We start from the raw sequence: 25601 nt of genomic DNA, 5'->3' as shown, positions 1-25601 counted from the left end.
TCAAATCAAAAACAGTTATAAAACGAAAAACGCTTATAGCGGATTTTTTAAAGTCCTGTTATAAGCGTTTTTTTATTGTCTAAAAAATAAACCTGATCAAAATAAGGGATGTTTTTCAGTGCCCTCCATAATCGAGCAGGTTTTTTTTATGAATTTAGCTTTAGATAATCTTGCCATACCAATAAGGAGGAATCTCCACAAGAAACTAACACAAAGAATTACTTAGATTGTCGAGCTACTTACGGAGATCCCTCGTTCCTCGTGACAAAAAAAGAAACATTACACATAAAAATCAAACTTAAACTCTCTTATACAACTTATATGGTTTAAATTTCTTCAAATGGTTTAGCCTGAAAACAAAAAACCCGCTCTTTTCAGAACGGGTTTTGTAATAAGTAATCTAATGATTATGCTTCGAATGGAAGGATAGATACATAAGATTTGTTATCTCTTTTCTTTTGGAACTTAACAACACCAGCTACTCTTGCGTGTAGTGTGTGATCTTTACTGATGTAAACATTTTCACCTGGATTGTGTTTTGAACCTCTTTGTCTAACGATGATGTTCCCAGCAATAGCAGCTTGACCTCCAAAAATCTTCACGCCTAAACGTTTTGATTCTGATTCTCTACCATTCTTCGAACTACCGACACCTTTCTTGTGAGCCATGACGTATGAGTTTAAATATTGTTATTATTCTTTAGTAGCTTCTTTTTTTGCTTTTGGAGCTGCTTTTTTTGCTTTTGGAGCTTCTACTTCTTCAGTAGCTGCTTCTTCTGCTACAACTGCTTTTTTAGCTGCTGCTTTTTTAGTTCCTCCTGCTGCAGTAATACCTTCAATTACAATTTGAGTAAGATATTGTCTGTGACCATTTCTCTTTTTGTATCCTTTTCTTCTTTTCTTTTTGAAAACGATAACTTTATCTCCTTTTAAGTGTTGTAACACTTTAGCTTCTACTGAAGCACCTTCTATAGCTGGGGCGCCTAAAGTTACGCTACCGTTATCGTCTAATAAAAGAACTTTGTCAAAAGAAATTTTTGAACCTTCTTCGTTAGTCAAACGGTTAACATAAACCTTTAAGTCTTTGCTTACTTTAAATTGTTGCCCTGCTATCTCTACGATTGCATACATACCAAATTGATTTATTGATTTTTAAGGTTGCAAATATACAATTAATAATTTACTGTGCAATCTCTTACTTCAAATTTATTTTTTTCTCTTTAAGCGCTGTTTTTCAAGCTTTCTAACCACTATCAAAATCACGTTTCGAAGTAAAAGATTGTTAAAATACTCAAAAAACGAGTAGCATTCTTTAAATAATAATTAAAAAAACTTATTTTTGATGTAACTATAACCCACTATTGGCTACCTATTGTCAGGTAACTAAAAATTATTAATCTTTTATGAAAAATTCAATAATGATGTTAAGTGTTGCACTCATGCTCGGCGGAGTAGCCAATGCTCAAAAAGTAGTTTTTGACGAATATAATTTAGACAATGGCATGCATGTTATTTTGCACAACGATCCATCTGCTCCAGTAGTAATTACTTCTGTAATGTATCATGTGGGCTCAAAAGACGAACGTCCTGACAGAACAGGTTTTGCACATTTCTTCGAGCATTTATTATTTGAAGGAACTCAAAACATAAAACGTGGCGAATGGTTTAAGATCGTAACAGCTAATGGAGGAGTAAATAATGCCAACACTTCAGATGACAGAACCTATTATTACGAAGTTTTTCCATCAAATAGCTTAGAGCTTGGCCTTTGGATGGAATCGGAGCGATTGCTACATCCGGTGATCAACAAAATTGGTGTTGATACTCAAAATGAAGTTGTTAAAGAAGAAAAAAGAACACGTTACGACAATCAGCCTTACGGGAATATTTTGCCGGTTGTAAAAGAAAACATGTTCAAAAAACACCCTTATCGTTGGACCACTATTGGTTCTATGAAAGATTTGGATGCTGCAACTCTGGAAGAATTTCAAGCCTTTAATAAAAAATTCTACACACCTAATAATGCAGTTTTGGTAGTAGCAGGTGATTTTGATAAAGGAAAAGCCAAAGAATGGATTCAGAAATATTTTGGTTCAATTCCGAGAGGAGAAGAAGTTAAAAAACAAACTTTCGTAGAAGAACCCATTACGCAAACCATAAAAGCCACTTACGAAGATCCTAATATTCAAATTCCAATGGTCGTGGCTTCTTACAGAACACCATCAATGAAAACAAGAGATGCCAGAGTTTTGGATTTAATCTCTTCTTATCTGAGTGATGGAAAAAGCTCTAAATTGTACAAAAAAATAGTTGATGATAAAAAAATGGCGCTTCAAATTGGAGCCGTCGGATTTAGTCAGGAAGACTACGGAATGTACATTTTATACGGTTTACCAATGGGAACCTACACATCATCAGACCTTTTGAAAGAAATGGATGAAGAAATTGTAAAAATTCAAACCGATTTGATTTCTGAAAAAGATTACGAAAAATTACAAAATAAATTTGATAATAATTTTGTGAATGCTAACTCTACCGTAGAAGGAATTGCAGAAAATCTAGCTTCTTTTTATATGCTTTATGGCGACGTAAACCTCATCAATACAGAGATTGATATGTATCATTCTATTACAAGAGAAGAGATTAGAGAGGTTGCCAAGAAGTACTTAAACCCTAATCAGCGTTTAATTTTAGATTATGTTCCTTCAAAAAAAGTTCAAAACTAAGAGTATCGAATCATGAAAAAAATACACACAATTTTAATCCTTTTATTCGTAACAGGAAGTATGCTAGCACAAGATCGTCCGCAACCTAAACCAGGAAATTCTCCCGTGGTCAACATCAAAAAACCACAAACTTTTGTTTTGGCAAACGGCATGAAAGTCCTGATAGTTGAAAACCATAAATTACCACGAGTAAGCTTTAATCTTTCTCTGGACAACGCACCTTTTACAGAAGGAAATAAAAAAGGAGTTGATGAACTGACCAGCAGCCTTATTGGCAATGGAACAAAAAAAACACCTAAAGAAACCTTCAACGAAGAGATTGATTTCTACGGAGCAAATATCAATTTTAGCTCTAATGGAGCTTTTGCCAGTTCGCTTTCTAAATATTCTGGTCGTGTTTTAGAACTTTTGGCCGAAGGAGCTTTGCAGCCTAATTTCACGCAAGTAGAATTTGATAAAGAAAAAGCCAAATTAATTGAAGGACTAAAAGCAGACGAAAAAAGCGTTCCTGCAATTGCCAACCGTGTTGTAGACGTTTTGGCTTTTGGAAAAAATCATCCATCTGGAGAATTTATATCGGAAGAAACCTTAAAAAATGTTACTCTTGCTGATGTTGAAGCAAATTATAACAACTATTTTGTTCCCGAAAACGCTTATTTGGTGGTTATTGGAGACATTAAATTTAAAGAAACAAAAGCAGCTGTAGAAAAACTTTTTAGCGGATGGAAAAAACAAACTGCTCCAAAAAGCACGTATCCAAATCCTGAAAATGTATCCAAACTTCAGATTGATTTTGTCGATGTTCCAAACGCTGTGCAGTCTGAGATTACATTGGTCAATACTGTAAATTTAAAAATGAGCGATCCTGATTTTTTTCCTGCTGTAATTGCAAATCAAATTTTGGGTGGTGATTTTAATAGTTATTTGAACATGAATTTACGCGAAAAGCACGCCTGGACGTACGGAGCAAGATCCAGCATAGGAAGCGGAAAATATGTAACTACTTTTAAAGCAACTTCTGCCGTGAGAAACGCCGTTACAGATAGTGCAGTAGTTGAATTTGTAAAAGAAATCAAACGCATTAGAACGGACAAAGTTGACCCAGAAGTTTTGAAAAATGTAAAAGCTGGTTACATTGGAAGATTTGTGATGCAAGTTGAAAAACCACAAACTGTTGCGCGTTATGCCCTTAACATAGAGACAGAAAAACTTCCGGCAGATTTTTACGAAAAATACATTCAGACCGTAAATAATGTAACTCCTGAGGACATTTATCGCGTTGCCAACAAATATTTCTTACTGGACAACATGAGAATTGTAATTGCCGGAAAAGGTTCAGAAGTAATTGCCGGTTTGGAGAAAACTCAAATTCCATTGTTCTTTTTCGATAAATACGGAAATCCTGTAGAAAAACCAGTGACCAAAAAAGAACTTCCTGCGGGAATAACTGCAAAAAGTGTAATAGACAATTACATTAAAGCAATTGGTGGAGAAAAAGCGGTTTCGGCTGCCAAAACATTGTCAATGACAGGTTCGACTACAATTCCGCAAGCACCTACTCCTTTGAGTTTTGTTTCTAAATTAGATTCGAAAGGGAAAATGATGATCTCACTTTCTATGGGCACTATGGCTTTGATGAAACAAGTGGTAAACGAAAAAGGTGCTTATATTGAGCAGCAGGGACAACGCAAAAACTTAGAAGGAGCTGATCTTGCCGAAATGAAAGCCAGCGCCACTCCGTTTGAAGAATTACAATTAAGTAAAAGAACCGACCTGAAAGTAGACAGAATCGAAGCGGTAAACGGCAATGATGCGTATGTTATTAAAGATGGCAAAACGGCTTATTTTTATGATGTAAAATCAGGTTTAAAAGTTGCCGAGTCGAAAGTAAGAGAACAAGGCGGACAATCGATGACTCAAATCACCAACTTCAATGATTACAAAGAGGTAAAAGGAGTAAAAGTTCCTTTTAATATTGTACAAAATGTAGGTTTTGAATTGGATATTAAAATGTCTGATATCAAAATCAACGAAGGGGTTTCGGATGCCGATTTTCAATAATAAAATATTTCTAAAATAAATGAAGGCTATCGTAATTGATAGCCTTCATTATTTAAAAAAACAAAAATTAAAATAAAAAAAACTAAATTTCTACTGTATTTTCAACAGTAAGTCTCATCTGTTGCGCAGCAGCAACCATTTCTACCAAAGCTTTTTTGGTTTCCTCCCAATGACGTGTTTTTAATCCGCAATCTGGATTTACCCATAACTGATCGACAGGAACAACCGCCGAAGCTTTTTCTAACAATCGCACCATTTCCTGGCTCGAAGGAACACGAGGCGAGTGAATATCATACACTCCCGGACCAATTTCGTTTGGATATTTAAAATTCGCAAAAGCGTCTAACAATTCCATTTGAGAACGCGAGCACTCAATCGTGATTACGTCTGCATCCATATCAGCAATATTCTGAATGATGTCATTAAATTCTCTGTAACACATGTGTGTATGGATTTGCGTATCATCTTTAACACCTGAAGCCGAAATCCTGAAAGCTTTTACCGCCCAATCTAAATAATTGGCCCATTCTTCTTTACGCAATGGCAATCCTTCTCGAATCGCTGGCTCATCAATCTGAATGATTTTAATTCCGGCTTTTTCCAGATCAACAACCTCGTCACGAATCGCCAAAGCAATTTGCGTACACGTTACCGAACGCGGCTGATCGTTACGTACAAACGACCATTGCAAAATAGTTACAGGCCCGGTAAGCATCCCTTTTACCCACTTATTTGTCAAAGATTGCGCATACTCTGACCATTTTACAGTCATTGGGTTTGGTCTCGAAACATCACCGTAAATTACGGGCGGTTTTACACAACGACTGCCGTAACTTTGCACCCATCCATTTTTGGTAAACGTAAAACCGGCCAATTGTTCGCCAAAATATTCAACCATATCGTTGCGTTCAAATTCTCCATGAACGAGAACATCAATACCTGTTTCTTCCTGAAAACGAATTGTAGCTTCGGTTTCTTTTTTAATCAAATCATTGTATTCCTGTGTCGTTAATTCTCCCTTTTTTAATTTTGCACGCCAGCTTCTTACCTCTACAGTTTGCGGAAAAGAGCCTATTGTTGTAGTTGGAAACAACGGTAGATTAAGAACTTCTGCCTGAGTTTTTCTTCGAACAGCAAAAACATTTTTTCGCTGATCATCAGCAGAAGTAACGCCCGCAACACGATTTTTAACTTCATTATTATGAATTAATTTTGATGTTTTACGGTTGTCATTGGCACTGGTGTTTTCTTGAAACTCAGCAGATGTTTTAGTATCTACTTCATTAGACGCAAATTGTTTTAAAAGTACAATTTCGTTTATTTTTTGTTTCGAAAAAGCCATCCATTGCTTGATTTCAGGATTCAATGTGGCCTCATTGGTTTCTAAGTCCAAATCACACGGACTATGAATTAAAGAACAAGATGGCGCCACAAAAACTCTATTTTCGCCTAAAGCTGCTGTTGCTTTTTGAATCAATGCTAATGAATGCTTAAAATCATTTTTCCAGATATTTCTTCCGTCAACCACTCCCAAAGAAAGGCTAACTGAAGGAGATAACTGAGCTGATTCTAAAATATCATCCAACTGCGCAGGACAACGTACCAAATCTAAATGCAAAGTGTGAACTGGTAAAGCCAAAACAGTTTCTAAATTTTCGCCAAAACAATCAAAATAATTAGCCAGAATGATTTTTATTTTCGGGAAACGTATGTGAATTTCATTATACACTTCCGTGAAAGTTTTACGCTCTTTGTCTGTTAAATTTAAAGCCAAAAAGGGCTCATCGAACTGAATATACGCTACATTTTCGGCTTGAAGTTTTTCGAAAATTTCAAAATAAACAGGAAGTAATTCATCAATAAGATCAATTCTATGAAAACCTTCTTCTTTTTCTTTTCCTAAAAGCAAATACGAAATTGGACCAATCAAAACAGGCTTTGTCACAATTCCGATAGCATTTGCTTCTTTAAACTCGTTAATTATTTTTTCTGAAAACAGCGCAAACTTCTGATTTTTGGTGAACTCGGGTACGATATAATGATAATTGGTGTCAAACCATTTTGTCATCTCCATAGCCACAACGTCCTGACCGTTTTTTTGAGCACCTCTCGCCATTGCAAAATACAAATCGAGAGACGAATTTGTATTGGCAAATTCGTTGTAACGGTCAGGAATCGCTCCTAAAGTCAAAGTCAGGTCAAGTACCTGATCGTAGAATGAAAAATCATTAGACGGAATTAAATCTACTCCCGCCAACGATTGCAATTTCCAGTTCTGACAGCGAATTTCTTTTCCAACTTCGATAAGTTCTTCTGCCGAAATTTCTCCTGCCCAATACAATTCACTGGCTCTTTTTAATTCTCTGGTGCTTCCAATTCTAGGATAGCCTAAATTATTAGTTTTCATTTTTATAACAGTATTTTTTACTGAACAAATTTATCTCTTTAGATTATAAAACTTATATTTGACTATTATTTAAGTAATTAAAATTACAAATGCACATTTTTTAAGTTTATAATACTAAGAATTGTTTTTAGAATGAACTTTAGCCGTAAAAAATACTATGGAAAACTTAGACAACACCGATTTACAGATACTGAAACACCTTCAGGAAAACTCAAATATCAACACAAAAGACCTCGCAAGTAAATTATTTCTGACGGTTACGCCCGTTTATGAGCGTATCAAAAGACTGGAACGCGATGGTTATATTACCAAATATGTAGCCTTACTGGATAAGAAAAAAATGAATCGCGGCATGACTGTCTTTTGCAACGTTCGCCTTAAAGAACACGCCAAAAACGTTGGAAGCAACTTTGTAAAAGACATTGTCGCACTACCCGAAATCATAGAATGCTACAATATTGCCGGTGATTATGATTTCATGCTCAAAATTTTGGTGGCCGATATGCCCAGCTATCAGGATTTTGTCATGAATAAATTATCAACTATTGAAAACATAGGAAATACAAATAGTATTTTTGTAATGGGCGAAATCAAACACAGCACAGCATTAGAGTTTTAAGATTCTAATGACTTGAAAACATTAAATAAAATGTATTTTTGATTCTTCTAAAATCATAATTCTAAAATCTAAAATCATAATGAACTGGGAACAACTTTTATCACTCAAACGACAAGGCGACACAAGCAAAAGATTACGTATCGAACAAGACGATACCCGACTGGGATTTGAAGTGGATTATGATCGAATTATATTTTCGTCAGCATTTCGATCGTTGCAGGATAAAACACAAGTGATTCCGCTTTCTAAAACCGATTTTGTTCATACCCGACTCACCCATAGTTTGGAAGTTTCGGTGGTAGGACGCTCTCTTGGACGTTTGGTGGGAAAAAAAATCATCGAAAAATATCCTTATTTAAAAGAAGTGCACGGTTATCACATGAATGATTTTGGCGCTATCGTTGCGGCTGCTTCTTTGGCACACGACATTGGGAATCCTCCTTTTGGGCATTCGGGTGAAAAAGCCATCGGAGAATACTTTTCTATAGGAAACGGACAACAATTTAAAGATCAACTAACCGATAAACAGTGGCAGGATTTAATTGATTTTGAAGGAAATGCTAATGGCTTTTCAGTCTTGACAGCAAGTCGTCCCGGAATTGAAGGCGGACTTAGAATTTCGTACGCCACTTTGGGTGCTTTTATGAAATATCCAAAAGAAAGTTTGCCTAAAAAACCAACCAATAATATTGCCGACAAAAAATATGGTTTTTTCCAGACCGATAAAGCTTTTTTTGAAGAAGTTGCTAAAGACATGGGTATGATTGCCAATAAATCAGGCGATGATATTGGTTTTGAAAGACATCCGCTGGCTTATTTAGTCGAGGCGGCAGATGATATTTGCTACACCATAATCGATTTTGAAGACGGCATCAACCTTGGTTTAGTGTCTGAAGATTATGCTTTAGAATACCTTATTAAACTTGTAAAAGACACTATTGGGGTTGCCAAATACAAAACTTTAACTACCAAAGAAGACCGAATTAGTTATTTGCGTGCTTTGGCTATTGGGAATTTGATCAACGATGCAGTGCGAGTTTTTATCGAAAACGAAGAAGCTATTCTGGCAGGAAAATTTCCTTTTGCCTTAACAGATAAAAGCAAATACAAAGCACAAATGGATGATATTATCAACCTTAGTGTTAAAAAAATATATCAGAGCCGCGAAGTAATAGAGAAAGAAATCGTGGGATATGAAATCATTCAAACCTTATTAAACAAATTTATAACAGCTTTCAACAACCAATACGAAGGAAAAGCTTCTAACTACGACAAATTGATTTTGAAAATGCTGCCTGAAAAACATCATTTAGACAAAACCAATTTGTACGAGCGTTTGTTGCACATTTGCCACTATGTTTCGCTTTTAACCGATGGAAATGCATTAGAATTGTTCGAAACTATTAATGGCCGAAAAAAGAATTAAAACCTTAGAAAGCATAAACAATCCCAACGCCTAAAACCTGCTTCAATTGTAATCGCGGACCATCATTAACCTGAGTGGTGGTTCCTGCATCATCAACAACATCTTTTTTGGTCTTGATGTCATCATCATAAATTAGATGAACGCCAACATTGGCCTTCACATAAGCATTTACAACCAAATCCAGACGGGTATCATAATCAACATCAACATTACCAAACTTATTTAAGTAATCTGTGTAAAGGTTCAGCCTGTTCTCAAAAAAGATGTTTTTGTATATTTCGCTTTTCATATAACCGGTAAACAAAATACCAAATTCTGCCTTTACCTGTTCTCCTTCTTCTACAATAATCTGTGCCGTCGGATCGTTTGGATCTGCCATATAGACTGCTTTTTTAACACCAAAAGCACCTTGATTAGCCAAATACTGATCTAAAACCAGAGTGGTTTTTAAAGTAATTGGAGAGAAATAAAAAGTCCTGTTTTTTTCTTTATTCGAATTCTCAGCTCCCGCTCCTAAGAAAATATAAGCGGGTGCAAATGGTTTCGAAATTGCAATGTCCTTATTTGGATAATTATAACCGTTTGTAAATTGGGTATTGAAGTTGAATTTGGCAGAATAAAACCAATTCGAGGTAGTATCTTTCCTAAAACCATAGGTCGAGTTAAGTGCCATCGCATCATCAGTTTTACGAAGCTCTATACCGTCTTGCTTATTTAAACCATATTTAAGAAGAAGCTCGTTTGACCATCTATGATTTCCTTTATTATAAACTCTTGAAAATTCGCCCTTAAAAAGTCCTGAAATCGAACTTGTTCCCCCGGCACTCCAGTTTACAAAAGCAATCTCAGAAATATCAAAGCCTAATTTATTTTTTTTGGTCCAATTTGAAGGTGGCGGTGGTAATTGATTTGGACTTAGTGTGGTCTGAATAATACTTTGGGCGGATACATTTAAAGCAATCGAAAAAAGAAGCAATAAAAGAGGGAATCGAAATGATCTCATTAGGCTGATTTTTGGTTTTTTTGGTTGCGCAAAATAATTATTTTCAATGATTTGAAAAAAGATTTACCAAACTTTTAACGTCTAATTTGCATAATTGTTGTAGCTGGCTCACAGTTCCGTGCTCTATAAATGCATCTGGAACACCCAAAATTGTAATCTTATTACTAAAGTTATTTGCTGCTGCAAACTCTAAAATAGCGCTTCCAAAACCGCCGCTTATTGTGCCGTCTTCTACTGTAATAATCTCTTTAAAACTAGAAAAAGTATAATTTAAAACCTTATAATCCAGAGGTTTAATAAAAGAAAAATCATAATGCGCAATATCATCCGCATTACTACATTCTTTGATAGCCAAAGCCACATTATTACCAATTGTTCCTGTAGATAAAACAGCTACTTTTGAACCTTCTTTTAATTGATTTGCAGCTCCAATTTCGATAGGTTCATAATGTCCGAAATTTGCTACTTGCCAATTTGGCAAAACACCACGACCTCTCGGATATCGAATTGCAATTGGATTTTCTAACCCCAATTGGGCGGTATATAAAATGTTTTGCAGCGCGATTTCATTCATTGGCGCATAAATAATCATATTGGGGATCAGCCTTAAATACGCAATATCAAAAACCCCATGATGTGTCGCACCGTCCTCACCTACCAGACCCGCACGATCGAGACAAAAAATGACAGGTAGATTCTGCAACGCCACGTCATGAATCACCTGATCATAAGCGCGCTGCAGAAAAGTCGAATAGATATTGCAAAAAACAACCATACCCTGCGTCGCCATTCCTGCCGCCAAAGTTACAGCGTGTTGCTCGGCGATACCTACATCAAAAGCACGTTCTGGGATTTCCTCCATCATAAATTTTAAGGAGCTTCCGGAAGGCATGGCGGGCGTGATCCCGATAATCTTGTTGTTCTTTTTGGCCAAATCTAATACCGTCAAGCCAAAAACATCCTGATATTTGGGCGGTAAATTTTCTTCCGATTTTAAGTGAATTTCACCCGTAGCAGCGTCAAACTTTCCGGGCGCATGATACACCACCTGATTTTCTTCGGCTTGTTGCAACCCCTTGCCTTTGGTCGTAACAATATGAAGAAACTTTGGCCCTTTTATCTTTTTTAATCGATTTAATTCTTTGACCAAAGCAGGAAGATCGTGCCCGTCAATAGGGCCCGAATAATCAAAATTTAATGATTTGATCATGTTATTCTGCTTCGGGTTCTTTCCGTTTTTAACTGCCGTTAAATATTTTTTCAAAGCGCCCACACTAGGGTCAATCCCGATGGCGTTGTCGTTTAAGATGACCAAAATATTCGCATCGGTTACCCCTGCGTGGTTCAAACCTTCAAACGCCATACCCGACGCTATAGAGGCATCGCCAATAACCGCAATATGCTGTTTATCTGTTTCTCCCTTGAGTTGAGAAGCAATCGCCATCCCGAGAGCGGCAGAAATTGAGGTAGAAGAATGCCCGACACCAAAGGCATCGTAACTACTTTCGCTTCTTTTAGGAAAACCAGAAATTCCTCCGATTTGTCTGTTGGTATGAAAATTTTCTCTTCGTTCGGTTAGTATTTTATGACCATAGGCTTGATGTCCTACATCCCAAACGAGTAAATCTTCGGGTGTATTAAAAACATAATGCAACGCAATCGTCAACTCAATCACACCCAGACTAGCGCCCAAATGCCCTTCTTTTACAGACACCACATCTATAATAAATTGGCGCAGTTCCTGAGCAACCTGAGGAAGTTGTTCTTCTTCTAGTAAACGTAAATGTGCCGGATTGAATATGTTTGAAAGTAAGTTGCTTTTCATTATAAGATAAAAAGCAAATTTACGGTTTTAAATTTAATTTTCTATTCTAGATTACAGCCTCGATATAAGAGAATGCTATTGATTATTGATTTGATATTTTGAGAACTCCCCCTTGCAAACTTATTGGCAAAACATATTGTATTCGTATTTTTCTTCCGTTAGATTCTCCAGGATGCCATTTAGGAGATAATTTTAAAACTCTTGCAATCTCTTCGTCTACTTTATACCCAATCTCCTCCGAAGGTCTCCTATAAATTAAAGAGCCGTCTCTTTCGACTATAAAAGTAATACGCATCTTAGTTGTTAATTGCGCTGCATCTCCAGGAATATGGAATTCATTTATAAAAAAATCGTAAAATTTTTCTATGCCACCATCAAATTCAGGTTGTATTTCGAAGGATATACCTCCGTTATATATTGGTTCTTCTTCTTTATTTTTTTTATGAACTACCGTTTCTCCACAACTAATTTTAGTAGGTTTAAAATGTTTCTCATTATTTATTTTAGCCTTCCCTTTCACAAATTTCACCTGATCCACTTTTGGAGGTGGTGGAGGTGGCAGCACACTGTCTTTCGAAACATTTTTTGCAGGCAAAGTCAGTCCCACCGTTATAGGCTCTTTCTTTGTGCTATCAGCAACCACCTCTACGTTATCAATTTTTTGCTTCTTCCCATCTTTATCTGCGCAACTAAACAAAGTGGTACTCATAGCAATAAACAGCGCCAGCAAAAACATTTTATGATATTGTGTTTGCGTATGCAAAACACGTATCGGAATCTGGATCGATATTGTATCTAATTGTGATGCTTTAAACCTGCCGCAAATATTTTGGTTTTGATTTTGAATAAAAAATTGCTGCACTTCAGCTGGTAACATCGTACTAAAATCTACAACTGTCTTGACACAGCTGGCACAAAAACGACCGTTTTCAGTGGGCGTCATCTGGTTCCAGTCTTGGCTGCAAGGCTCAGGAATCGCGAGTTTAAATTTTCTTTCCATTAAATGATTGTAATTGGTAAAGTATAAGAGGAACGAACGATAGCATTATTCCGTTTTCCAGGTATCCAATTTGGAGACGTCTTCAAAACTCTAATGACCTCTTCTCCTATTGCTTTGGGGGTATTCTTAACGATGTTAAAATTACTCAAACTGCCATCTTCTTCGATAACAAATAAAATGAATATTTTTCCTTTAAACTTTTCTGTCTTGTTTGGGGCTACATAATTTTTGGAGAAAAAATCGTAGAATTTTTTCATCCCACTTTCTGGAACAGGCAAAACATCCAAATCGGTTGAATGATATACAACGTGATACTTAAAACTCCCTGTTTCAATAGTATTAGGTGCAACCAACGCTCCTACAGTAAACCCATGACTGGGTTGCTTCTTTTCTATTTTAGATTCAACTTAATGACCATAACATGACGAAACAGCCTCGCTTTCATCTTCACTTTGCGCTGTATTGCCAACAATCTCAATTTTATCAATGCTATTTTTGTTGCCGTCTTTATCTGCGCAACTAAATAAAGTGGTACCCATAGCAATAAACAGCGCAAGCAAAAACATTTTATGATATTGTGTTTGCGTATGCAAAACACGTATCGGAATCTGGATCGATATCGTATCTAATTGTGATGTTTTAAACCTACCACAAATAGTTTGGTTTTGATTTTGAATAAAAAATTGCTGCACTTCAGCAGGCAACATCGCACTAAAATCGACAACTGTCTTGACACAGCTGGCACAAAAACGACCATTTTCAGCGGGCGCCATCTGGTTCCAGTCTTCGCTGCAAGGCTCAGGAATCGCGAGTTTAAATTTTCTTTCCATGGTTCTGAATAGCAATATTTAAATGTAATAAAAATAATTACTTCCCTAACGCAAAACACTTTTTTTGTCCTTTCTCTACTTAAATCCTGCCTAATTAAGGGTAATAATAAATTTAAACCCCAATATTGGCGTCTTCGATGTAAAATTTCACGTCACTTACGTGAAAGTTGACATGCTGGATGTGAAATTTGGCGTCTTCGGTGTGAAAGTTCACATCACTTACGTGAAAGTTGACGTACTTGATGTAAAATTTGGCGTCTTCGATGTAAACTTTCACGTCACTTACGTGAAATTTGACGTCTTTTATGTAAAAGTTGGCGTCACTTACGTGAAAGTTGGCGTGCTTGACGTGAAATTTGGCGTCCTTGATGTGAAATTTGACGTCTCTTTATAAAAGTACAGATCATTACTATCCTAAAGAGATCCTCTGTTTAGGACGGATGCTGGTGGCGAAAGCACTTTATTAATTTGGAAGAAGAGGTTTGTTATACGCTGTAAAATATTATTTTTGCGGTTATGATAAATCCTTTCACCGACGATTATTTTATGAAAAAGGCCTTGCAGGAAGCCGAAATGGCTTTTGAAAAAGGCGAGATTCCAGTGGGAGCCGTGATTGTTGTAGCCGACAAAATCATTGCCAGAAGCCATAACTTGACCGAATTGCTGCATGATGTTACGGCTCATGCCGAAATGCAGGCCATAACTGCCGCTGCCAATTTTCTAGGCGGAAAATACCTGAAAGATTGCACCCTATATGTTACCCTAGAGCCTTGCCAAATGTGTGCGGGAGCTTTGTATTGGAGTCAGATTTCGAAAATTGTTTTTGGTGCCCGCGATCAGCAACGCGGTTTTATAACTATGGGTACAAAATTGCACCCAAAAACTACTGTAGTAAGCGGAATTATGGCCAACGAAGCCGCCGAACTCATGACTCGCTTTTTTGCCGAAAGGCGTAAATAAAGGTATTAAAGCAAAATTTACTCTGTACACTTCTTTATAAATTTACCCCCTTAAAAGTTCTTCTACCGCATGGCTTCAACTTTGCCTGTACAGTACTGAAGTACTCGTTAAAAACAGATTTTCTACTGAAAACCAGTGCCCTAGCCCTGATGGAAGCGGTATCCTTTTTATTTTTTCTTTAAAAATAAAAAGATACAAGCGGACAGCAGGAAATAGCTCCCGATTCTTTTTATTTTGAAGAGTAATTATTCTCGAAATTGCCTGTTTTACTGGGTTCGGATTGCGAAAATAAAAATATTTTAGCCTACCGAATTTTCCTCTTAAAAAAATCAATAAAATATTCTACATTTACTACAATATAATGTGCCCTTCGCTAGTTATCGTCTTAACTGTAAAGGCCAAATGTTCTGATATTTTTTTAAGTTCGTAACCCATTAACTCTAAATAAAAGTGAAAGCAAAAGGATTGTTTCTCGTTTTTTGTATGTTTTTTATTTTTCAAGCGTGTAATAAGAAGTCAGCCGCAGATTTCAATTCCGATTTTTCATTATTTAAAGAGTATATAGTCAGTTTTACGGGGGGAATCGTCTCCTCGGAATCCGATATTAGGGTAGTTTTGGCTTTTGATAAAAAAGAATGGAAGGCCAATCAGGTTTTAGACAGTGATTTGTTTGATATTTCTCCAAGTGTAGACGGAAAAGTCGTGGCGCTTTCGAGTAATACCATTGCTTTTATTCCCGAAAAAAAGCTGGATCCTGGCACAGAATATCAGGTTACTTTAAACCTGGATAAACTTATTAGTCTACCGAAAGAGAAAGAAGAAACGCTTTCTAAATTTAATTTTACCATTAAAACGATCAAGCAGGATTTTGTGATCAATACTGCCGATGTGCAATCGTACAGCAAGGAATTTCAATATCTGAATTGCGTGCTTAAAACAGCCGATAATATTGATATTGAAACTGCTAAGCAATTGGTTTCGGCGCAACAGAAAGGAAATAACCTGAAAATTAAGTTTGAAAAAACAGCTGGTTCTGGCAAAGAATTTAATTTTATTATTGATAGTATTCAACGATTTTCTGCACCTTCTGAAGTAGAAATCGCCTATGACGGCAATGATGTTGATATTGATAGAAAAGGCACAACGATTTATCCGGTTTCGGCTTTAAACGAATTTAAAATTATTACTGTTGAAACGCCCGAAGACAGCAACCAATCTATTTTGATTAATTTTTCGGAGCCCTTGGAAAAAGGACAAGATTTTAAAGGTTTGGTTTCGCTTGAAAACGCCAATAACTTAAAATTTTCGACTCAAGGCAATGTTTTGAAGGTTTATTTTAGCAACGAAACTCCTGTGCGCCAAGCTCCAGTTACAGTAGTAGAAAGTGCTGTTACGGTGGTAGATTCTGCATCTGCCATAGTTGATAGTGCTGCAACAGTAGAAGTAGAAGCTGAAGTTACTGCCCCGCCGCCTCCTGCCGAGGAAGTACCAACCGTTGCCGACCAGATTTTATCGGGCGAATTATTGCTGGAAGTTTTTCAGGGAATTGAAAGTCAAGATGGTCAAAAACTAAAGAATAATTTTGCTCAGAAAATTTCGTTTGACCAAATAAAACCTAACATTAAATTTGTAAAAAACGGTACTATTTTACCAAGTTCTAACAATTTAAAACTAAATTTTGAAGCCGTAAATTTGAGTGCTGTCGATGTAAAAGTGTATAAAATTTACAAAAATAACATCCTACAATTTCTTCAGTACAATGAATTGAATGGCAATCAAAACCTTAAAAGGGTCGCGCAGCCAATTGCCAAAACAACCCTCAACTTAAAAGAAAACACCTTACTCAATCTAGGCAAATGGAATACTTTTGCTTTAGATTTATCCAAAATTATTACGCCAGAACCGGGCGCAATTTATAGAGTAGAATTTGTTTATAAGAAGAAATATTCTTTGTACAAATGCGAAACAACCGAAGAAGAATCATCAGAAGAGGAAGAAGAAGATGTTGATGAAAATGATGTGAATTACAGCGGAAACGCCTATGACGACTACTATTATGATGATTACGAATGGCGAGAAAGTCAAGATCCTTGCTCGGGTTCTTATTTTTACAATGCAAAAATAGCCACTAATATTCTGGCGACCGATTTGGGTGTGATTGCCAAAAGAGGCGAAAACAAATCGTATTTGTTTGCCGTAAATAATATCGTTACAACCGAACCTGTGTCTAACGCGAGAGTAGATTTGTACACGTTTCAACAACAAAAAATAACCACCGGAACGACCAGTAGCGAAGGAATTGCTTCTTTTCAGCTGGATAAATTTGCCTATTTTGCAATTGTTACTTTGGGCGATCAGTCTACTTATGTAAAACTAGAGGACGGAACTTCTTTGTCAGTCAGTAATTTTGATGTTGCCGGTGAGACGCTTCAAAAGGGATTAAAAGGCTTTTTGTACGGAGAACGCGGCGTTTGGCGCCCGGGAGACAATTTGTATTTGTCTTTTATTTTGAATGATGCTTCGAATAAATTACCCGAAGCGCATCCGATAAAATTTAGATTGACAGACCCGAACGGAAAAATAACGTATCAAACGGTACAAAAGATAAACTCTTTAAATCATTATGCTTTTACGGTTCCAACAAGTGCTGATGCGCCTACCGGAAACTGGGAGGCGATGGTGAGCGTGGGCGGTGCCAAATTTTATAAAAGCATTAAAATTGAAACGATCAAACCGAATCGTTTGAAAATAAAAAATAACTTTTCAAGAAAAACACTTTCGTCTTCCTATTCTAACACAAGCAACCTTGAAGTAACTTGGCTTCACGGAGCAATTGCTAAGAATTTGAATGTAGAAATGCAAGCGAAATTTTCGCAACAAACTACTACTTTTAAAGGCTTTGAGAAATATACTTTTGATGATGAAGTACGTCAATTTAGTACTGAAGAAATTAATATCTTCTCTGGAAAATTAAACGAAAATGGAAAGGCTGCTGTACCCATTAACCCCGAATTACAAGGACAGGCTCCGGGAATGTTGCGCGCTGCTTTTATAACAAAAGTATATGAAGAAGGCGGTGATTTTAGTGCCGATGTGATCTCGACGACTTACTCGCCTTACGACACGTATGTAGGGATCAAATCGCCTGAACCTAATAAATACGGAATGCTGGAAACCAGAACCATGAACCGATTTGATATTGTTACGGTGGATGAAAATGGAAACCCAAAAGCTGTCAAAAATCTAGAGGTAAAAGTCTATAAAATCGAATGGCGCTGGTGGTGGGATGCTTCAAGCGATAATTTATCCAATTATAATTCGTCTGACGCTACCACATCGTACAAAACCTACCGCATAAACACCAATGCCAGCGGAAAAGGAAGCATTGCATTTTCTCTAACCGATGAAGAATGGGGACGCTATTTGATAAGAGCCTCTGATAACACAGGCGGTCATGCAACTGCTTTGACAGTAAACATCGACTGGCCTATATGGTCAGGAAAAACACGAAACAGAGATGCTTCTACGGCAAATATGTTAATCTTTTCGACAGATAAGAAAAATTATGCTGTGGGCGAAAAAGCGCAGATCTCTTTCCCGTCAAGCGAAGGTGGACGCGCTTTAATCTCGATAGAAAATGGTTCTAAAGTAGTGCAAACACTTTGGGCAAAAACCACTCAAGGAGAGACTAAAATCGAGATTCCGATCACGGCGGCAATGGCGCCAAATGTGTACTTTAATATTACACTTTTACAGCCACATGCCTCCACTAAAAACGACTCACCTATAAGAATGTACGGTATTGTTCCGATTGAAGTTATCGATAAAAATACCATTTTGGCCCCTACCCTCTCAATGCCTGATGTCTTAAAACCCGAACAAACCTTTAGCGTTAAGGTAGGCGAAAAAACAGGCAAAGAAATGACGTATACTATTGCCGTAGTAGACGAAGGTTTATTAGACTTAACACGATTTAAAACACCCAATGCCTGGGATAGTTTTTATGTACGTGAAGCCTTGGGCGTAAAAACCTGGGACATTTATGATGATGTTATTGGTGCTTATGGCGGAAAAATAAATCAAATTTTCAGTATTGGTGGTGACCAGGATTTAGGTGGCGGAAAAGCCAAAAAAGCCAATCGATTTAAACCCGTTGTGCTTTATTACGGGCCATTTAAACTTGAAAAAGGGGCAACTAAAACACACCAATTAAAATTACCAAAATACATCGGTTCTGTTCGCACTATGATCGTGGCTGGTGATGCTGCAACCAGCGCCTACGGAAGTGTAGAAAAAGCAACTCCTGTTCGCAGTCCTTTGATGGTCTTGGCTTCATTGCCGAGAAAAATTTCGCCATCAGAGAAAGTGACCATTCCTGTGACGGTTTTTGCGACAGAAAAAAACATCAAAAATGTTAGTATTCAAATCAAAACCAATAACGGATTAAAAGTAGTAGGAAGCGCCACTCAAAAACTAACCTTTACAGAACCTGATGAAAAAATGGCGTACTTTAATTTAGTGGTTGGTTCTGCAACGGGAATAGGGAAAGTACAAATTATTGCAACCTCAGGAAGTCAAAAGTCGGTTTATGATGTTGAAATTGATATGACGAACCCAAATCCGGTAACGAATACCTTTACCGATGTGATTTTGGGACCTAACGGCACCAAGACCATTTCGTGGAAAACGTTTGGAATTTCAGGAAGCAACAAAGCAAGAATAGAGGTTTCTTCTATGCCGATGATCAATTTAAACGGAAGATTGCAATATCTTATTCAATACCCGCACGGTTGTGTAGAGCAAACCACTTCTTCTGTTTTTCCGCAATTGTACTTAAATGATGTGGCCGATCTGAATCAGAACCGTAAAGAATTAATTCAAAAAAATATTACTGCAGGCATTGCAAGATTGGGAAGTTTTCAATTAGCAAATGGAGGATTATCCTATTGGCAGGGCAACACCACAGCCGATGATTGGGGTAGTTCGTATGCGGGACACTTTTTGATCGAAGCAGAGAAAAAAGGGTACGTTTTGCCTATTAACTTTAAATCGAAATGGGTTTCTTATCAAAAAAGAGAAGCCAAACAATGGCGCTTTGAACCTAAATATGGTAATGATCTGGCACAATCGTACCGATTATATACTTTGGCGTTATCAGGCAACGCCGACTTATCTTCTATGAACAGATTGCGCGAGACAAAGGGCATTTCGAACGAAAGTATGCTGCGTTTAGCTGCTGCTTATGTTTTGGCAGGACAAAAATCGGCAGGACAAAATCTACTGCTACACACTAAAATTGATAACGAATCGAGCAATTACAATTATTACTATTATGGCTCAAGCGAAAGAAACAGAGCCATGGCACTCGAAACCATGTTGTTGCTCGGGCAAAAACAAAAAGCGTTTGTTATGGCAACAAAATTAGCCAAAGAAATGGCGAGCAATCAGTGGATGAGTACTCAGACTACCGCTTATTGCTTGTATGCCATGTCTAAATTTGCTTTGAATAATGGCCCAAAAGGAATCGAAGTTCAGTTTAATAAAGATGGGAAAGGAGAAACAATTTCTTCGGCAAAAACAATTGCAGACCGTAATCTTAGCGTTACAACAGGTTCGAATAGCCTTACGATAAAAAACAATAAAAAGAATACACTGTATGTTCGCATACTCAACACTGGTATATTGCCAATTGGTCAGGAAAAAGCAATACAAAGTGATGTTTCGGCGGCCATAGTATTCAAAAACAGAAAAGGGGCTACGCTCAATGTTTCAAAAATTAGCCAGGGAACTGAGTTTATTGCCGAAGTGACGATTAGAAATCAAAGAAATGAAAATGTAGAAAATGTAGCCTTGTCGCAAATTTTGCCTTCTGGCTTTGAAATTGTTAATACTCGTTTTACAGATTATGGCGATGCCACCAACAATATTGCCGATTATATCGACATTCGAGATGACAGGACTAATTTTTATTTTAGAATGAAAGCAGGTGAAACCAAAACCTTCAAAATTTTACTCAACGCCTCCTATTTAGGAAAATATTATTTGCCTGGATTGCAATGCGAAGCGATGTATGACAATACTTTCTTAGCCCGAACAAAAGGTTTTTGGGTCGAAGTTGTGAAGTAAAATTTAAAAAAAACTACTGGTTATTTGTCTATACTAACAGGTTTTAAAAACCTGTTAGTAGTTTTTATTAATTATCCCTAAAATAGTAATCCCTAACAGGTTTTGGAAACCTGTTAGGATGCTAAAAAACCTTCGAATTACTTTGAAAAACAAATTACAAGCCGTTTTAAAACGTATTTTTAACTGGATAAAAAAGAACAAAATAAAATCAGCAATTGCAGCTGTGCTGTTACTGGTTTATTATTTTTCGCTACCTCGAACCATATTTCAAGAGCCATATTCTACCGTTATTGAAAGCAAAGAGGGCGAATTATTAGGCGCAAAAATTGCTCGTGACGGTCAATGGAGATTTCCGGCTCAGGATAGTGTCCCAGACAAATTCAAAAAATGTATTGTCTATTTTGAAGACGAATATTTCTACAAACATCCTGGTTTTAATCCGGTGGCTATGGTCAACGCCATCAAGCAAAACCGAAAAGCAGGAAAAGTGGTTCGAGGAGGAAGTACCATCACCCAACAAGTGATTCGATTGTCTCGAAAGGGAAAAGGAAGAACTTATTTTGAAAAATTAATCGAAATTACACTTGCAACACGCTTAGAATTAGGTTATTCAAAAAATAAAATTTTGGAATTATATGCTGCCCATGCGCCTTTTGGCGGCAATGTGGTGGGACTAGAAATGGCTTCATGGCGTTATTTTGGCGTACAATCGAATCAGTTGTCGTGGGCCGAAAATGCTACTTTGGCAGTTTTACCAAATGCGCCAAGTTTAATTTATCCCGGTAAAAACCAGATTAAATTATTGAAGAAACGTAACCGACTTTTATTAAAATTACATCAGGAAGGTGTTATAGACGAACAAACTTACAAGCTTTCTATTGACGAACCTTTGCCGCAAAAACCCTATGATTTGCCACAAATTGCGCCTCATTTATTACAACGAGTTGCCAAAAATGAAGAAGGAACCCGCATAAAAACCACTGTAGAATATGCCTTGCAAAATAGGGTCAACCAAATTGCAAAATATTATTACAACCAGTACAAACAAAACGAAGTGCACAATTTGGCTATTTTGGTCATCGACGTTTCCAATCGGAACGTGATGAGTTATGTTGGGAATTCATCAACAGACGCCAACCATCAAAAAGATGTTGATATTATTGATGCTCCCAGAAGTACTGGAAGTATTCTAAAACCTTTGTTGTATGGCGCAATGCTGGATGATGGTGAATTATTGCCTAATACTTTGGTCGCTGATATTCCCACACAAATTGCGGGTTATACACCACAGAATTTCAACTTGACTTTTGATGGTGCTGTCCCTGCACATCGTGCGTTGTCACGTTCGCTAAATATTCCGGCTGTGTTGATGCTACAGGATTTTGGAGTACATAAATTTTATGAAGAATTGCAAAAGTTTAAACTGAGAGACATTAATAAAACTCCAGATCACTACGGATTATCTCTTATTTTGGGAGGAGCCGAAAGTAATTTGTGGGATTTATGTCGAACATACGCCAGCATGTCCTCAACTGTAAATTATTTTAATCGAAATCAAGGAAAATACCGTACCAAAGAATTTACAGAACTGAATTATAAAAATGATTTTGAACCTGATTTTGGATCAGAAAGTGATCAGAAAAACATTCTGGGTGCCGGTTCGATCTGGTTGACGTATAATGCCATGGAACAGGTCAACAGGCCCGAAGGAGACGAAGCCTGGAAATTTTATGACAGTTCGCTAAAAATTGCCTGGAAAACCGGAACCAGTTTTGGGAATCGTGATGCTTGGGCTATTGGCACAAATTCCCGATATGTGGTAGGTGTTTGGGTTGGAAATGCCACTGGCGAAGGCCGTCCGACTTTGACTGGAGTAACAAGTGCTGCGCCTATTTTGTTTGATATTTTTAATGTATTGCCCCGACAAAGATGGTTTGCAACACCTTATAAAGATCTGGAAGCAGTAGAAGTTTGCAAATTAAGTGGTTATTTGGCCAAAGAAGATTGTCCTAAAAGCATGGAATGGGTTCCGAAAAAGGGCAAATCTACCAAAGTTTGTCCGTATCATAAAATGGTACATCTGGACAAAACAGAACGGTTTCAGGTCAATAGCAGTTGCGAAAGCATTGACAATATTGTGACCAAAAACTGGTTTGTACTCCCGCCTGTTATGGCTTGGTATTACAAAAGTCAGCATATTGAGTACTTGCCTCTACCTCCTTTTAAAGAAGGCTGCGAAGGAATTCAATCTAAAACGATGGATTTTATTTACCCAAAGAGCAACAGCAAAATTTATTTGACAAAGAATTTTAATAGTGAGGTGCAACCTGTGATTCTAAAAGTGGCTTATTCTGAAAGAGATAAGGAATTGTTCTGGTATGTTGATCATGTTTTTAAAGCGAAGACAAAAACTTTTCACGAATTGCCTATTACACCAACTTCGGGAGTACATTATATAACGGTAGTAGATGCTTATGGAAATGAAATTAGGAGGAAAATTGAAATTATTAGGGAATAGGGAGTTAAAATAAATTCGAAAGTTTTGAAATTCCAAATACCAAATTTCTGAAATTATAAATTCTAATTTTGAAGAAAATATTCTTATGAAAATGAGTGCCCTAGCCCAGATAGAAGTGGAAATCCTTTTGTTTTTTTCTTTAAAAAAATAAAAGATTGAAACGAATAGCTGGAAATAGCTCCTGAAGAAAATTAAATTTCAATTATTCTAAAATCTAAAATCTAAAATTTGATAGTGAGATTACTTCGTTCCTCGCAATGACGCATAAAAAAACCGCCAATCTTTCGAGAGGCGGTTTCTTTTTATTCTGAAATAGCATTTCCTTTTGTATCGTAGAAATGGTATTCTAAGTACGTGTAAGCGTCACGAGGTATGATTTTCACCCATTTTTTATGCTCAAAAAACCATTTTGAACGTAATGATGGAAAACCTTTACTGAGGTATGCAGCCACAAACGGATGTGTGTTAAGCACAACTTTTTTGTGGATTTTTAAAATTCTTTCTAAATCCAGCGCAATTTTGTCAATGATCTGAATTGGCGCTTCAATTTCGCCATGTTCATTGTTTGGATCTTCTTCTCTGGTTTTAATATTTACTTCTGGCCTTACACGCTGTCTTGTAATTTGAACCAAGCCAAATTTACTAGGCGGTAAGATTTTGTGTTTGGCTTTATCATCGCTCATTTCTTCTCGTAAGAACTCGAACAAAACCTTCCTGTTTTCAGGATTCGACATATCGATAAAATCTACTACGATTATTCCGCCCATATCACGCAAACGCAATTGTCTGGCAATTTCGGCTGCGGCAATCATATTTACTTCCATGGCGGTATCTTCTTGATTGGTCGCTTTATTAGAACGATTTCCGCTGTTCACGTCTATAACGTGCAAAGCTTCAGTATGTTCGATAATAAGATAAGCGCCTTTGCTCATAGAAACCGTTCTCCCGAAGGAAGTCTTGATTTGTCTCTCTATATTGTATTTCTCAAAAATTGGAGTATCGTTTGATTGATAAAACTTCACAATTGATTGTTTTGAAGGTGCAATTTCTTGCAGATATTCCTTCGTTTGATGGTACAACTCTTCATCATCTATTTGGATACCACTAAAGGTATCATTAAACACATCTCTTAATATCGAAGAAGCTCTATTAAGCTCTCCTAATACTTTTGATGGATGATGAGCAGTTGGTAATTTTTTACACATTGCAGTCCATCTGCCAAGCAGGTTCTGCAAATCTTTTTCTAATTCGGCTGTATTTTTGCCTTCGGCTACTGTACGAACAATAACACCAAATCCTTTTGGTTTGATAGATAATACAAGTTTTTTTAGACGATCCTTTTCCTTTTTGTCTTCTATCTTTTGAGAAATAGAAACACGGTCAGAAAACGGAACGAGAACAATAAATCTTCCTGCCAATGAAAGCTCAGCGCTTATCCTTGGACCTTTGGTAGATATAGGTTCTTTTACAACTTGTACTAAAACAGATTGATTGGCACTTAAAATATCAGTAATGATGCCATCTTTGTCAATCTCTTTTTCAAACTGAAAGGTTTTTAGGGAGAAATCTTTTATTTTACCTGCGCTTACAAGTTTTATGAATTTCAGTTGGGAAGATAAGTTAGGCCCTAAATCGTGATAATGTAAAAAAGCATCTTTTTCGAAGCCTACATTTACAAAAGCAGCGTTAAGTCCAGCAACAGGTTTTCTAATTTTGGCAATAAAAATATCACCAACCTGAAAGTTGCTTTTCTCCTCTTCTTTGTGCAATTCAATTAGTTTTCCATCTTTTAATAAGGCAAAATCTACGGCTTCAGAACTAGATCTAATGATTAATTCTTTATTCACACTGTAAATTTTTATCCGAACTTTCTAGCAGTAGGCAGTAGGCAATAGGCAATAGGCAAAATAAATTGCGTAAAGCTTATGGCTTAAAGCTTAAGGCCTAATTGTAAGGATGGATTAAACAATATTTTTAACAGGTATTGAACCCGGTGAAAAGAAGATTAACAGAGAAAAGAACAAAGAGAATAGATTTTACGTCTATTTTCTATTTTCTTTACTCTTTCATCTTTTTTCAATTTCAATGAACTTTTAAAAAG

General features: G+C 36.8%; 17 protein-coding genes. 7 read left to right on the top strand and 10 right to left on the bottom strand.

The genetic code is table 11. From position 1 onward, the window contains the following. Positions 1-407 precede the first annotated feature (407 nt). A complete protein-coding gene (rpmA, locus tag J3495_RS15440) occupies positions 408-668 on the bottom strand; it encodes a 50S ribosomal protein L27 (RefSeq protein ID WP_035685981.1) in 261 nt (86 codons plus the stop codon). Positions 669-692: 24 nt separating this feature from the next. Continuing rightward, positions 693-1130 (bottom strand): 50S ribosomal protein L21, encoded by a 438-nt coding sequence (gene rplU / locus J3495_RS15435; protein WP_210667438.1) that lies wholly within the window; start codon positions 1128-1130, stop codon positions 693-695. A 272-nt stretch (positions 1131-1402) separates the two neighbouring features. Here rplU and J3495_RS15430 point away from each other — a divergent pair, with 272 nt between their 5' ends. Continuing rightward, positions 1403-2725, top strand: a complete 1323-nt coding sequence (locus J3495_RS15430) for a M16 family metallopeptidase (RefSeq protein ID WP_210667437.1) — start codon at positions 1403-1405, stop codon at positions 2723-2725. 12 nt (positions 2726-2737) lie between these two features. Beyond that, positions 2738-4786, top strand: a complete 2049-nt coding sequence (locus J3495_RS15425) for an insulinase family protein (protein WP_236025481.1) — start codon at positions 2738-2740, stop codon at positions 4784-4786. Between the two features lie 82 nt (positions 4787-4868). Here the strand turns inward: J3495_RS15425 and metE are convergent, their stop codons facing one another. Next, positions 4869-7193 carry a 5-methyltetrahydropteroyltriglutamate--homocysteine S-methyltransferase gene (gene metE / locus J3495_RS15420; protein WP_210667436.1) on the bottom strand — a complete coding sequence of 775 codons (2325 nt, stop codon included), beginning with the start codon at positions 7191-7193 and terminating at the stop codon, positions 4869-4871. Between the two features lie 157 nt (positions 7194-7350). Between metE and J3495_RS15415 the strand changes: the two genes are divergently transcribed. Next, positions 7351-7812 (top strand): Lrp/AsnC family transcriptional regulator, encoded by a 462-nt coding sequence (locus J3495_RS15415; protein ID WP_210667435.1) that lies wholly within the window; start codon positions 7351-7353, stop codon positions 7810-7812. A gap of 79 nt (positions 7813-7891) precedes the next feature. Beyond that, positions 7892-9238 (top strand): deoxyguanosinetriphosphate triphosphohydrolase, encoded by a 1347-nt coding sequence (locus tag J3495_RS15410; RefSeq protein WP_210667434.1) that lies wholly within the window; start codon positions 7892-7894, stop codon positions 9236-9238. A gap of 4 nt (positions 9239-9242) precedes the next feature. On the opposite strand, the gene J3495_RS15405 is transcribed toward J3495_RS15410, so the two are convergent. From J3495_RS15405 to J3495_RS15380, 6 genes are all read right to left on the bottom strand, one after another. Continuing rightward, positions 9243-10241, bottom strand: a complete 999-nt coding sequence (locus tag J3495_RS15405) for a DUF3078 domain-containing protein (RefSeq protein ID WP_210667433.1) — start codon at positions 10239-10241, stop codon at positions 9243-9245. A 43-nt stretch (positions 10242-10284) separates the two neighbouring features. Further along, the gene (locus tag J3495_RS15400) at positions 10285-12066 is read right to left on the bottom strand and encodes a 1-deoxy-D-xylulose-5-phosphate synthase (protein ID WP_210667432.1); all 1782 of its coding nucleotides are present in this window, start codon (positions 12064-12066) and stop codon (positions 10285-10287) included. Positions 12067-12148: 82 nt separating this feature from the next. After that, complete coding sequence (locus J3495_RS15395) at positions 12149-13066, bottom strand: hypothetical protein (RefSeq protein WP_210667431.1); 918 nt, start codon at positions 13064-13066, stop codon at positions 12149-12151. Next, a complete protein-coding gene (locus J3495_RS15390) occupies positions 13066-13419 on the bottom strand; it encodes an energy transducer TonB (protein WP_210667430.1) in 354 nt (117 codons plus the stop codon). The genes J3495_RS15395 and J3495_RS15390 overlap by 1 nt, the downstream gene beginning before the upstream one ends. A gap of 54 nt (positions 13420-13473) precedes the next feature. Then, complete coding sequence (locus J3495_RS15385; protein WP_210667429.1) at positions 13474-13896, bottom strand: hypothetical protein; 423 nt, start codon at positions 13894-13896, stop codon at positions 13474-13476. 112 nt (positions 13897-14008) lie between these two features. Beyond that, entirely contained in the window at positions 14009-14173 is a 165-nt protein-coding gene (locus J3495_RS15380) for a hypothetical protein (RefSeq protein ID WP_210667428.1), read from the bottom strand. 239 nt (positions 14174-14412) lie between these two features. Between J3495_RS15380 and J3495_RS15375 the strand changes: the two genes are divergently transcribed. From J3495_RS15375 to pbpC, 3 genes are all read left to right on the top strand, one after another. Next, positions 14413-14856, top strand: coding sequence for a nucleoside deaminase (locus tag J3495_RS15375; protein ID WP_210667427.1), 444 nt, complete (start codon positions 14413-14415; stop codon positions 14854-14856). A gap of 450 nt (positions 14857-15306) precedes the next feature. Then, the gene (locus J3495_RS15370) at positions 15307-20982 is read left to right on the top strand and encodes an alpha-2-macroglobulin family protein (protein ID WP_210667426.1); all 5676 of its coding nucleotides are present in this window, start codon (positions 15307-15309) and stop codon (positions 20980-20982) included. Between the two features lie 142 nt (positions 20983-21124). Further along, on the top strand, positions 21125-23500 hold the full coding sequence (gene pbpC, locus J3495_RS15365) for a penicillin-binding protein 1C (protein ID WP_210667425.1): 2376 nt from the start codon (positions 21125-21127) through the stop codon (positions 23498-23500). A 302-nt stretch (positions 23501-23802) separates the two neighbouring features. Here pbpC and J3495_RS15360 read toward each other — a convergent pair whose 3' ends face one another. Beyond that, positions 23803-25347: an Rne/Rng family ribonuclease gene (locus J3495_RS15360; RefSeq protein ID WP_210667424.1), complete on the bottom strand. Its 1545-nt coding sequence runs from the start codon at positions 25345-25347 to the stop codon at positions 23803-23805. Between the last annotated feature and the right edge of the window lie 254 nt (positions 25348-25601).

The organism is Flavobacterium geliluteum, from assembly GCF_017948595.1.
In the GTDB taxonomy this organism is placed as follows: Bacteria; Bacteroidota; Bacteroidia; order Flavobacteriales; family Flavobacteriaceae; genus Flavobacterium; species Flavobacterium flavipigmentatum.
The sequence above is the reverse complement of the archived record's forward strand: the minus strand, read 5'-3'. Positions and strand labels throughout refer to the sequence as shown.

Coding starts and splice junctions, on each gene's coding strand:
- J3495_RS15400 (WP_210667432.1), bottom strand. CDS start 12,066: ATGAAAAGCAACTTACTTTCAAACATATTCAATCCGGCACATTTACGT.
- metE (WP_210667436.1), bottom strand. CDS start 7,193: ATGAAAACTAATAATTTAGGCTATCCTAGAATTGGAAGCACCAGAGAA.
- J3495_RS15405 (WP_210667433.1), bottom strand. CDS start 10,241: ATGAGATCATTTCGATTCCCTCTTTTATTGCTTCTTTTTTCGATTGCT.
- J3495_RS15385 (WP_210667429.1), bottom strand. CDS start 13,896: ATGGAAAGAAAATTTAAACTCGCGATTCCTGAGCCTTGCAGCGAAGAC.
- J3495_RS15410 (WP_210667434.1), top strand. CDS start 7,892: ATGAACTGGGAACAACTTTTATCACTCAAACGACAAGGCGACACAAGC.
- J3495_RS15430 (WP_210667437.1), top strand. CDS start 1,403: ATGAAAAATTCAATAATGATGTTAAGTGTTGCACTCATGCTCGGCGGA.
- J3495_RS15395 (WP_210667431.1), bottom strand. CDS start 13,066: ATGGAAAGAAAATTTAAACTCGCGATTCCTGAGCCTTGCAGCCAAGAC.
- J3495_RS15375 (WP_210667427.1), top strand. CDS start 14,413: ATGATAAATCCTTTCACCGACGATTATTTTATGAAAAAGGCCTTGCAG.
- J3495_RS15415 (WP_210667435.1), top strand. CDS start 7,351: ATGGAAAACTTAGACAACACCGATTTACAGATACTGAAACACCTTCAG.
- J3495_RS15425 (WP_236025481.1), top strand. CDS start 2,738: ATGAAAAAAATACACACAATTTTAATCCTTTTATTCGTAACAGGAAGT.
- rpmA (WP_035685981.1), bottom strand. CDS start 668: ATGGCTCACAAGAAAGGTGTCGGTAGTTCGAAGAATGGTAGAGAATCA.
- rplU (WP_210667438.1), bottom strand. CDS start 1,130: ATGTATGCAATCGTAGAGATAGCAGGGCAACAATTTAAAGTAAGCAAA.